Raw genomic sequence first — 11,356 nt, forward strand, 5'->3', positions numbered from 1 at the left:
GCGGCGGCAACCGCAATCGAGCGCAAAGGGAAATAAGCTACCGTTATTGTAAACCAGATTAGGAGGTTTGTCAAATGTTTGAAATCAAAGTCACCGTATCCTGCCCCGACCTGGTGGAGGCAGCCAATGCTTTCGCTGCAGCCCTGAAAGGCCAAGCAGCGGCAACTGTCGCACAGACTCCCCCCGCCTCCGCAGCGCCACCCGCGCCCACACAGGCTCAAACACAAGCCCCGCCTCCTGCGGTGCCTCTTGCGACCGCCCCTACATACTCCTTGGAGCAACTGGCCCAAGCGGGAGCCGATCTGCTGACCCGGGATCCAGCTAAAGGCCAGGCGGCCCAAGCCCTATTGCAGCAGTTCGGTATTAGCGCTGTCACACAGCTGCCCAAGGAACGGTACGGCGAATTTGCCACCGCCCTGCGCGGACTGGGGGCGAACATTTAAATGGAGAAGTTTAAGCTGCGGCTGCCTTACCCGGACGATGCCGCCAACAAACAGCCGATTGTACGCCTAAGCTCTGCGTACTACCAAGCCCTGTCTGTGCTAAAAGCAAAAACAGGGTTGCCGCTTGGTAATATCGTAGAGCAGTGTATTGATTATGCTTTTAGCGAATATGGAGGGTGATGAAATTGCCAACACCTGAGTACCACGCTCTGCTGTCCCCATCTTCCGCCGCGCGCTGGATCAACTGCCCGGCATCGGTGCGGCTGACGAAGGACATACCCTCCGCCACCAGCCAATACGCCGAGGCCGGCCGAGTGGCACATGCCATCGCGGAGCTCAAAGCCCGCAAAAAGTTCGTGGAACCCATGGGGGCCCGGACATTTAACAGCCGACTGAAAAAGCTGAAATCCGATCCCAATTACGCCCCGGAGATGGACAGGTACACCGATACATATCTGGACGTTCTCACCGAGCACGCTATGTCCTACCAAAGCAAGCCTCTTACTGCGCTGGAGGTACCCGTACCCATCGGAATATTTACCGGCGAAACAAAGCCGGACGGGAGCGCGGCAACAGGTACCGCCGACTGCATCCAGATCGGGGGCAACGTCCTATGGGTGACCGACTACAAAAACGGCAGCGGCCACCCGGTTTCCGCCGAAGATAACCCCCAAATGAAGCTGTACGCTCTTGGCGCGTTGTACAGCTACAGCATTTTTTATGCGGACGTGATTAAGACAGTCAAGATGACCATTGTGCAGCCGGCCCTAAACAGCGTAGCAGACTGGAAAACCACGCCCGAAGAGCTGGAAGTGTGGGCACGGGACGTGGTAAAACCCGCAGCAGAAAGCGCAAGGACCGGCGGGTGCGAACCCAATCCCGGCGGCTGGTGCGAATCGCATTTCTGCCCATTAAAAAACACCTGCCGTGCCCGGGCGGAGAAGTATTTGGCTCTGGAAGCCTTCGGCAAGGCGCTGCCGGCGGGGGATCCGGCCGCTACAACGCCCACCCTGTCAGATGATGAGGTCGGCGACGTGCTTACCCGCGCCAAAGGCCTAGCCTCCTGGGTTAAGCAGTTGGAGGACTACGCGCTGCAGGCATGCCTTGCCGGGAAGGATATCCCCGGATGGAAGGCAGTAGAGGGCCGAAGCACTCGATCCTTTGCCGATCCGGATACCGCTTATGAAACCCTGATTACCAACGGCTATCCACGGGAAATCATTTATGACCAGGTGCCGAAATCCTTAAGCCAGCTGGAAAAGCTGCTGGGTAAGAAAACCTTCGCGGATTTGCTGGGCAGCCAGGTGGTCAAGCCTGCCGGCAGGCCCGCCCTGGCAGCCGCCTCCGACAAACGTCCCCCATATAACCCGGCGCAAGCCGCTTTTGGTACCACAAACTAATTTGTAAAGGAGTAATATACATGGCAACTACCCCCAACACCATTACCATCGGCGAGGTCCGTTTATCCTACTGCAACCTGTTCCAGCCCCGGAGCAATCAACCCAACCAGGAGCCGAAATACAGCGTCACCATCCTAGTCCCGAAGAGCAACACCCAAGCTAAGGCAGCCATCGACGCTGCCGTCAATTACGCCATCGAACAGGGCGTCAACAAAAGCTGGAACGGGGTACGCCCGCCGCAGCCTTCCATCTGCGTCCATGACGGGGACGGTGTCCGGTCCAGCGACGGCATGCCCTACGGCGCGGAATGCAAGGGGCACTGGGTGTTTACGGCGTCCAGCAAGGCGGACCGCGCGCCGTTTGTGGTGGACGCAAACGTGCAGCCCATCCTCCAGCAGGCGGAGGTGTATTCCGGCATGTACGGTCGAGTCAACGTCAGCTTCTTCCCCTATAACTATAGCGGGAAAAAGGGGATCGGCTGCGGCCTCAACGGCGTGCAGAAGCTTCGCGACGGCGAACCACTGGGCAGTCAGGTAAGCCCTGAAGAAGCCTTCGGCGCACCCTCGCAGCCGGCTGCGGCACCGGGATTCGGCCAGCCCGCTGTTCCCGGCTTCGGCGCTGCAAACCCGCAAGCACCCTGGGGCGTGTAAGCAATGGGCCAGCATCATTTAAGCATTGACATCGAGACCTATTCCTCGGTGGACATCACCAAGTCCGGGCTTTACAAATACGCGCAAAGCCCGGACTTTCAAATCCTTTTGTTCGCCTATTCGCTGGACGGGGCTCCGGTCCGGGTTGTGGACTTGACCCAAGAACAGTACCTCCCCCAAGAGGTCCTTGCACGGCTGTTTCACGCGGATACCATCAAGCACGCATACAACGCTGCCTTTGAATGGTATTGCTTGGCTACCCATTTCCACATAGACGGGGTTACCCGGGATGCCTGGTTATCTCAATGGCGCTGCACCATGCTTCACGGTCTTTACTGCGGGTATACCGCCGGACTGGACGCCACTGGCCGGGCAATAGGGCTGCCCCAAGACAAGCAAAAGATGGCGGCAGGCAAAGCCCTAATCCGGTACTTTTGCATTCCTTGTACGCCTACCAAGTCAAACGGCGGGCGTACAAGGAACCTGCCTCACCACGACCCGGGTAAATGGGATTTATTCCAAACCTACTGCGGCCAGGACGTGGTGACGGAAATGGAGATCGAACGCCGGTTGTCCGCTTTCCCCGTGCCGGATGAAGTGCAGGCCCAGTGGGTGACCGACCAGCGCATCAACGCCCGCGGCGTGGCCGTGGACGCGGATCTAGTCGCGGGTGCCCTGGCGCTGGGCGACATCACCCGGACCGCGTTGATGGCGGAGGCCACGCAGCTGTCCGGGCTGCAAAATCCCAACAGCGTGGCCCAGCTATCCGCATGGTTGGAAGCCGAAACCGGCGAAGAAGTGGCTGATTTGCGTAAAGACACGGTGAAAGACCTGCTGGCACGGGGCGTGCCCAGCGAATCGGCCACGAGGATGCTGGAAATCCGTCAGGAGCTGGGCAAGACCAGTACCAAGAAATACAACACCATCGAAACCGCCGTTTGTGAAGACGGCCGAGTGCGGGGCATCCTGCAATTCTACGGAGCCAACCGGACCGGACGCTGGGCGGGGCGCATCGTGCAGCCTCAAAACCTGCCCCGGACCTACCTGAGCCCCTTGCCGCTGGCACGGGAACTGATCAAAAGCCGACAGTTATCGGCTCTGCGTCTAGTTTACGGGAGCGTGCCGGATACCTTATCCCAGCTGATCCGCACGGCCTTCGTAGCCGCGCCTGGCTGTACGTTGATTGATGCGGATTTCTCCGCCATCGAGGCCAGGGTCATTGCCTGGCTGGCGGGAGAAGAATGGGTGCTGAACGTGTTTCGGTCCCACGGCAAAATCTATGAAGCGACCGCCGCCCAGATGTTTGGAATCCCGATTGGAAAAATCAAAAAAGGAAACCCCGAATACAGCTACCGGCAGCGGGGCAAGGTGGCTACCTTGGCCCTTGGATATCAGGGTGGGGTGAATGCCTTGATTGCTATGGGCGCCCTGCGGGACGGATTGGCGGAGGAAGAATTGCCGGAAATCCGGGACCGGTGGCGCCGGGCAAACCCAAGCATCGTCCGTCTGTGGTACGCCGTGGACGACGCCGCCACGCAGGCGGTAGAGACCGGCCGGACGGTCAGCATCCGAAACCTTACCTTCGCCCGCGAATGCGATCCCGGCAACAATCAAGACTTTTTGACCATACGGCTGCCCAGCGGGCGCAAGCTCTATTATGCAAAGCCTCATATGGGCGTCAACCGTTTCGGCAACCCGTCCCTTGCCTACTGGGGCATGGATCAGACCACCAAACGCTGGCACGAAACCGAGACCTACGGGGGCAAGCTGGTGGAAAACTGCGTGCAGGCCATCGCAAGGGATTGTTTGGCAGAGGCGATCGAGCGGCTGGAAGCGGCCGGGTATCGAGTGGTTTTTCATGTGCATGACGAGGTGGTAATCGAGGCGGAACAGGGCTTTGGAAGCCTGGAGGACGTGGTGCGAATCATGTCCCAGCCGCCAGCCTGGGCCCCAGATTTGCCCTTAAATGCAGACGGCTGGATAAACCCATTCTTTAAAAAGGATTAGGAGGAGGAACGCCCGGCATGCAATATGACCGCACCATCACCATAACCGTTGGCGCCAGCCGTCGGACGACCAATTGGCAGCCGCAGACTATGCGGGTATCGGAGCTTTACGAACGACTGCGTCTGCCCGCCAGGGGTACCGAAACCCTGACCGAATACCTGTCCCTGCCCAAAGGAAAGCAAGATGACCTGAAGGACGTAGGCGGCTTTGTGGCAGGTACGTTAAGCGGGCCGCGCCGCAAGGCTGGGGCAGTTACCGGCCGGGATGTGTTGACCCTGGATTTGGACAACATCCCCGCCGGCGGCACCAATGATGTTCTTCGCCGGGTGGAGGGCCTGGGCTGCGGGTATTGCGTGTACTCCACCCGCAAGCACATGCCTTCCGCGCCGCGGCTGCGGGTATTGCTGCCGCTGGACCGCACGGTGACCGCCGATGAATACGAGCCCTGCGCCCGGCGGATGGCCGAATACATCGGAATTACCCTGGCGGACCCTACCACATTTGAACCGTCCCGGTTGATGTACTGGCCCAGCTGCAGCGCAAACAGCGAGTATATCCACCTATGGCAGGATAAGCCCATGCTTTCCGCCGACGGACTGCTGGGCACATACGCAGACTGGCGAGATACTACGGCCTGGCCCCAGGTACCGGGCGCACAAAGCCCCGCACGGCTGGCGGCCAAGCAGGGCGATCCGCTCACCAAGAAAGGCGTAGTGGGAGCTTTCTGCCGGGTGTACGGCATCGAGGACGCCATGGACACGTACCTGCCGGGGGTATACCTGCCGGTGGACACCATGCCCGGCCGATATACCTTCGCCGGCGGCTCTACCACCGGCGGCGCGGTACTATACGACAACGGCAAGTTTTTGTATTCCCACCACGCCACCGACCCTTGCGGCGGCCGGCTGGTGAACGCATTTGACCTAGTACGGCTGCACCGCTTCGGAGACCAGGACGACGAAGCCCAGCCAGGCACGCCTACCAACCGCCTGCCGTCGTACATGGCCATGTCCGAGCTTGCTGTATCAGATCAGCGGGTGTCTGGGCTGCTGCTGCAGGAGCGGTGGGAAAACGCTACCGAAGACTTTGCGGCGCAGGAGCGGGAGGATGACGGGGCCTGGCGAAACCAGCTAAAGGTCAGCGCGAAAACCGGTCTGCCCCAAAGCACCATTGACAACATTTGGATTATCCTCGAAAACGATCCGGTGCTCAAAGGCAGGTTTGCCCTAAACCAGTTCGCGGGGCGCGGTGAAATCCTGGGTCCAGTACCCTGGAACGATCAGGACCGGCGCCGCCCCTGGCAGGACAGCGACAACCAAGGATTGTACTGGTACCTGGAGAAGTATTACGGCATCACCGGTAGTGCCAAAATCGACGGGGCACTGGCCTTGCACAGCGAAAAACACGCTTTTAACGACGTAAAGGACTACCTTTCCCGGCTCTGCTGGGATGGTACGGAGCGCCTGGACACCCTGCTGGCAGACTACCTGGGCGCGGAGGATTCGCCGTACATACGGGCTGTTACCCGCAAGGCATTTACCGCAGCGGTAGCGCGGGCGATGGAGCCCGGAACCAAGTTTGACTGCATGACCATTCTTTCCGGGCCCCAGGGGATCGGCAAAAGCACCCTGCTGGACCGAATGAGCAAGGGCTGGTTTAACGACAGTATCCGTACCTTTGAGGGCAAAGAGGCAAGCGAGCTGCTGCAGGGCGTGTGGCTGGTGGAAATCTCTGAGCTGGATGCGTTCCGGCGCACCGACGTGGCCCGCATCAAGCAGTTTTTGAGCCTCCGCGCAGACCGGTTCCGTGCGGCTTACGGCCGTCATGTGAAAGAAATGCCCCGATGCTGCGTCTTCTTCGGGACGACCAACAGCAATGACTATCTGCAGGACCGCACCGGCAACCGGCGTTTCTGGCCGGTGGATGTAGGGAAACAGCCGGCAAAGAAAAGCGTGTGGCGGGACCTTGACGGCGAGCTTGACCAGCTTTGGGCGGAGGCCGTGGGTCGGTGGAAAGCGGGAGAGCCCCTGTATTTGAGCGGCGAAATTGAAGCTGCCGCGAAAGCCGAGCAGGAAGACCACCGCGAGATCAACGCCCGGGAGGGCCTGGTCCTGGAATTTCTAGACCGGCCGGTGCCGGAGGATTGGAGCAAATGGCCGCTGGACCGCCGGAGGATGTTTTGGAACGGTACTGTGGCTGGCGAGCTTAGGCTTGTCCCAAGAGAACGTGTTTGCGCCCTTGAAATCTGGTGTGAATTATTCGAGGGCCAGAAGAAAGATATGCGGTATTCCGACACCCAGGAGATTAATTCCATCATCGCTTTAGCGCCCGGGTGGAAGCGCCAAAAGAGCGCGTTGAAGTTTGGATACTGCGGAGCGCAGAAGGGGTTTACAAGGGTAACCTTGGGGTAACTTTCGACGGTAACCTCTGCGAAAAAGGTAACCTTTGAGGGTAACCTGGTAACCTTGGGGTAACCTTGAAAGTTACCCCGGAAACCCGCTTGGCGCAAGGCTTAGAGACAAAAGGTAACCTGGTAACCTTTATTTCTCAATAAATATAGAAATAGAGGAAATAGAGAGTGTAGAGCGGACATGTACCCGCCTGTACGCCCACATACGCGTATATTACGCGCGAGAAGGTCACCAAGTTACCTTGGGAGGCAAACATGAAAGAAAGCACGATTGAATCGCGATTGGTTCGGATGGTTCGGGAGCGGGGCGGGCTGTGCTATAAGTTCGTTTCGCCGGGGAACCCAGGGGTGCCGGACCGGATTGTCATTACCCCTGACGGTAGGACGGTATACGTAGAGCTGAAAACCGAGATCGGGAGGCTTGCAAACATCCAGCGGTGGCAGATCGCCGAAATGCGAAAACGCGGCGCGGATGTCCGGGTGGTCAAAGGAATGGACGCGGCGAAGGCTTTTGTAAAGGAGGTGTTTCCGGATGGAGTTTCACCCGCATAATTACCAGCGGTATTGCATTGAGCGGATTCTGGACACCCCGAAAATAGGCTTGTTCCTTGACATGGGATTGGGAAAAACAGTTATCACCCTGACCGCTATCAACGAACTGAAATATCATCGGTGGCAGGTATTCCGGGTGTTGGTAATTGCCCCCAAGAAGGTGGCGGAGGCTACCTGGCAGAAGGAAGCAGCGCGGTGGGACCACCTGGCGCATCTGCGGTTTTCCGGGGTTATGGGATCGGCACAAAAGCGGATACGAGCCCTAGCTTCCCCAGCGGACGTTTACATGCTGGGGCGAGATAACGTGGATTGGCTGGTAGACTACTACCGCAACGACTGGCCTTTCGATATGGTGGTGCTGGACGAAAGCACCAGCTTTAAAAATTCCCGGGCGAAACGGTTCCGGGCGTTGAAGCTGGTTTCTTCCCGGATCAACCGGATGGTGGAACTGACCGGTACGCCCATGCCAAACGGCCTGGAAGATATTTTCGCCCAGATGTATTTGCTGGACGGCGGGGCCCGGTTGGGCCGCACTCTGTCCTCCTTCCGGGAAAGTTTCTGCACACAGGATTGGGCGCACCCAGGGCAGCAATACCGCACCTACTCCCCCCAGGATGGGGCGCTGGACCGGATCCAGCAAGCTATTTCGGACATCTGCATAAGCATGAAGGCGGAGGATTATTTAGAGCTGCCGGAGTTCATTGCGGATGATGTGCCGGTGGTGCTGGACGATAAGGCAGCAAAGGCCTACCGGCAGATGGAGCGTGAGCTGCTGTTGCAGGTAGACGAGCAGACCATTACCGCCGGAACCGCGGCGGTGTTAAACGGCAAGCTACTGCAGCTGTGCAGCGGCGCGGTGTATGACACGGAAAGCGCGGCTGTCGAAATCCATCGCTGCAAGCTGGACGCGTTTTTAGAAGTCATCGAGCAGCTTTACGGGGAGCACGTATTAGTGTTTTACTGGTTTCAGCACGAGAGGGATCGGATCCTTGAGGTCCTACAGAAATCTAAACTACGGGTAAGGGTTTATTTCGGGCCCGCCGACGAAGAAGCCTGGAATACCGGTAGAATTGACGTACTTTTGGCGCATCCCGCCAGCTGCGGATATGGTCTGAACCTGCAGAAGGGCGGCCATCATGCGGTATGGTACACCCTGCCGAACTGGAACCTGGAGCTGTACCAACAGGCCAATAAACGTCTCCACCGGCAAGGGCAAAAGCATCCCGTTATTGTCCACCATCTGCTTGTACAGGACGGTGTGGACGTAGACATGGCGGCAAGCTTGGACGGCAAAAAGGACGCCCAGGAGGCTATGATGGAGGCGCTAAAAGCGCGTATTGAGAAAGCGAGGCGGGCAGGATGAAAGCACGAGTACCGATCCCCCGTGACATCCGACGACGGATGGACGAGTATAACCGCAACGAAAGCCGCAACATGACCCGCCGGATGTTCAAGGTTTTAGCCGTATCGCTGAACCGGATGTACGGATTCGGGGGAAGGCGCATCTTGCGGGTAATTGACGACATGACGATGCTTCTGCAAGAGCATGAAAATGATCCGGTCTTTTGGACGCACCTAGACCGCCGGGTGATCGACGAGCTGGGGGTACCGTTGGATCGAGAGAATTATGAGTTGATGGAGGCACAGCCATGATCTTTTTCGCCGGTCTAGTTGTAGGCGCATGTTTCGGGACCTTGATTATGGCTGTGTTTGTGGGAGGTAAGGCAGGATGACGACATTTGCGCAAAGACTGAGGGAGCTCAAGGAGGCAAAAGGGGTATCATTTTCCCAAATGGCTAAGGGGACGGGGATCGGTATTGCAGTCTTGTATAGATACACGGCCGGGAAAACAGAGCCTAGCCTGTCCTATTTCACGTGGTTGGCGGATTACTTCGGGGTCAGCCTTGACTACCTGGCCGGGAGGGACGGGCCGTGAAGGTAATTTGCATGGTTAACGGCTGCGAATGGCTCAACGGTTATATGTGCCGGGTATGTTGTGAGCACATGCGGGTGATCCGCACACTAGAGGAGATCGAGGCGGACAAGCGCCGGGAAGCCGTCCGCCGGAAGAAGGCCAGGGCAAAGCAGGCACGGCGGGAAATTGAGGCATTTAGGGAGGACGGCAAGTGACAAAAAAAGAGTTTTTACGGCAGTACCTGGATTTGAGCCGCGAAATCGACGCCAAGCTGGAGGAGGTTAGACGGTATCGAGCGCTGGCCACAAAGGTTACGCAATCACTGGCGCCGGATAAGGTGCAGTGCTCTCAGGGCAACAAGATGGAGGCCATTATCGCCAAATTGGTGGACCTGGAACGGGAGGTGGATGCAGAAATCGACCAGATGATCGAAATTAGAGCAGCGGTTAAGGCGGCGATAGACAACGCGCCAGATTCCAAACACCGTACATTACTTAGGCACAGGTACATAAACGGGAAAACGTGGGAGCAAATCGCTGTGGAGATGCACTACAGCTATATGCACGTTTGCCGCCTACACGGCGAAGCCTTGGACAAACTAATAATGTGATAGAATGTTATACTTTGCCTGTGATATAGTGTAACCTGGAAAGAGTGAAAACCAGAGCTCTTTCCTCTCGCCAGCACCGGGCGGGCCAATTGGACAGTACGGTGCACTCCTTCTTCCTTTCTCACCCGTTGGCCGTCCGGGTTATGACGGCTACCAACTATTCTAGGCGTCCTGCTTTTGCGGGGCGCTTTTTGTATACAGGAGGATATCATGGATGACTGCAAGCGCCGCGAGAGCGGGTGAGATAATGGCAAACGAGCAAAATTTGATCCCGCTGAATAAGCGTGGCAAAGAAGAGGCAAAGAAAATCCGACAGATGGGTCAGGCAGCGCAAAAAGAGAGGCAGCGGGCTAAAAAGACCATGCGGGAGTATGCGGAACTCCTATTGTCCCTCCCGCTCAATGACGTCAGAAAAAAGAACAAGCTTGCTAAAATGGGCGTACCTGCCGAGGACATCGACAACAAGCTTGCCGTGGTAGCTGCGTTGATGTTAGAAGCCCAGGCCGGATATGTACCGGCCGCGAAAGAGCTACGCAGCATCATCGGTGAGGACAGCCAGCAAAACAACGATGCCCTGGAACGCTTGGACGAGGTGCTTGAGCAACTTAACGAGGTAATGCAGCATGGCGATTGATTTCTCCCCAAAACAAAAAGAGGTATGGCGCAATACGGTAAACGCCAGGCATCGTTGGAATATATCGCTGGGGGCCACCCGGTCCGGCAAAACCTATCTCGACTACTACAAAATCCCGTACCGTATCCGGTCCGCGCCAGCGGACGGGCTGATTTTGCTGCTGGGAAACACAAAGGGCACGCTTGAGCGAAACATCCTTGAGCCCATGCGCAAAATATGGACCGGAGGCTTGGTCGGCAGTATCGGCAGCGACAATCGAGTGACGCTATTCGGCCGGGAATGCTATGCTCTTGGTGCGGATAAGGTCAATCAGGTCAGTAAGCTCCAGGGCGCAGGCCTGGCGTACTGCTATGGTGATGAAGTAACTACCTGGCACGAGGATGTCTTTCGGATGTTGCAAAGCCGCCTCGACAAGCCAGGCTCTTGCTTTGATGGCACATGCAATCCGGATAACCCCAAGCATTGGTTCAAGGCATTTTTGGACAGCGAGAAGGCTGATGTCTACCAGATGACCTTTAACATAGATGATAATCCTTTTCTGCAGCCTGAGTTTGTGGAGGCGTTGAAAGCAGAGTATTCCGGTACAGTATACTACGACCGCTTTATTCGCGGCAAATGGGCGGTGGCGGAAGGGCTGGTATATGCCTTCTTCCGTCCTGATGTTGATCCGGTCCCTGCTGACGCGTTGCCAAGCCGCGGGAGGCGGTACATCTCCATTGACTACGGCACGGCAAA

14 protein-coding genes are annotated in these 11,356 nt (G+C 57.4%); all 14 read left to right on the top strand.

The window, feature by feature from the left end:
• Positions 1 to 74 precede the first annotated feature (74 nt).
• On the top strand, positions 75 to 443 hold the full coding sequence (locus WMO26_RS12680) for a hypothetical protein (RefSeq protein WP_349220932.1): 369 nt from the start codon (positions 75 to 77) through the stop codon (positions 441 to 443).
• A complete protein-coding gene (locus WMO26_RS12685; protein ID WP_349220934.1) occupies positions 444 to 623 on the top strand; it encodes a hypothetical protein in 180 nt (59 codons plus the stop codon). It begins immediately after the preceding gene.
• Positions 623 to 1,843 (top strand): DUF2800 domain-containing protein, encoded by a 1,221-nt coding sequence (locus WMO26_RS12690; protein WP_349220936.1) that lies wholly within the window; start codon positions 623 to 625, stop codon positions 1,841 to 1,843. Before WMO26_RS12685 ends, WMO26_RS12690 begins: the two co-directional genes overlap by 1 nt.
• A gap of 20 nt (positions 1,844 to 1,863) precedes the next feature.
• Positions 1,864 to 2,493 (top strand): DUF2815 family protein, encoded by a 630-nt coding sequence (locus WMO26_RS12695; RefSeq protein ID WP_349220937.1) that lies wholly within the window; start codon positions 1,864 to 1,866, stop codon positions 2,491 to 2,493.
• Between the two features lie 3 nt (positions 2,494 to 2,496).
• Positions 2,497 to 4,500 carry a DNA polymerase gene (locus tag WMO26_RS12700; protein ID WP_349220938.1) on the top strand — a complete coding sequence of 668 codons (2,004 nt, stop codon included), beginning with the start codon at positions 2,497 to 2,499 and terminating at the stop codon, positions 4,498 to 4,500.
• Positions 4,501 to 4,517: 17 nt separating this feature from the next.
• Positions 4,518 to 6,911 (top strand): virulence-associated E family protein, encoded by a 2,394-nt coding sequence (locus WMO26_RS12705; RefSeq protein WP_349220940.1) that lies wholly within the window; start codon positions 4,518 to 4,520, stop codon positions 6,909 to 6,911.
• A gap of 254 nt (positions 6,912 to 7,165) precedes the next feature.
• On the top strand, positions 7,166 to 7,462 hold the full coding sequence (locus tag WMO26_RS12710; protein ID WP_349220943.1) for a VRR-NUC domain-containing protein: 297 nt from the start codon (positions 7,166 to 7,168) through the stop codon (positions 7,460 to 7,462).
• The gene (locus WMO26_RS12715) at positions 7,443 to 8,825 is read left to right on the top strand and encodes a DEAD/DEAH box helicase (protein ID WP_349220944.1); all 1,383 of its coding nucleotides are present in this window, start codon (positions 7,443 to 7,445) and stop codon (positions 8,823 to 8,825) included. Before WMO26_RS12710 ends, WMO26_RS12715 begins: the two co-directional genes overlap by 20 nt.
• A complete protein-coding gene (locus tag WMO26_RS12720) occupies positions 8,822 to 9,115 on the top strand; it encodes a hypothetical protein (RefSeq protein WP_349220946.1) in 294 nt (97 codons plus the stop codon). Before WMO26_RS12715 ends, WMO26_RS12720 begins: the two co-directional genes overlap by 4 nt.
• 76 nt (positions 9,116 to 9,191) lie before the next feature.
• Complete coding sequence (locus WMO26_RS12725) at positions 9,192 to 9,398, top strand: helix-turn-helix domain-containing protein (RefSeq protein ID WP_349220947.1); 207 nt, start codon at positions 9,192 to 9,194, stop codon at positions 9,396 to 9,398.
• Entirely contained in the window at positions 9,395 to 9,592 is a 198-nt protein-coding gene (locus tag WMO26_RS12730) for a hypothetical protein (RefSeq protein ID WP_349220949.1), read from the top strand. Before WMO26_RS12725 ends, WMO26_RS12730 begins: the two co-directional genes overlap by 4 nt.
• Positions 9,589 to 9,987, top strand: coding sequence for a DUF1492 domain-containing protein (locus WMO26_RS12735; protein ID WP_349220950.1), 399 nt, complete (start codon positions 9,589 to 9,591; stop codon positions 9,985 to 9,987). Before WMO26_RS12730 ends, WMO26_RS12735 begins: the two co-directional genes overlap by 4 nt.
• A 214-nt stretch (positions 9,988 to 10,201) precedes the next feature.
• Positions 10,202 to 10,621: a hypothetical protein gene (locus WMO26_RS12740; RefSeq protein WP_349220952.1), complete on the top strand. Its 420-nt coding sequence runs from the start codon at positions 10,202 to 10,204 to the stop codon at positions 10,619 to 10,621.
• The coding region (locus WMO26_RS12745; protein ID WP_349220954.1) for a terminase large subunit domain-containing protein at positions 10,611 to 11,356 on the top strand (746 nt) is incomplete at its 3' end. The genes WMO26_RS12740 and WMO26_RS12745, both read left to right, overlap by 11 nt.

Source organism: Solibaculum intestinale (genome assembly GCF_040096205.1).
Classification (GTDB): Bacteria; Bacillota; Clostridia; order Oscillospirales; family Acutalibacteraceae; genus Solibaculum_A; species Solibaculum_A intestinale.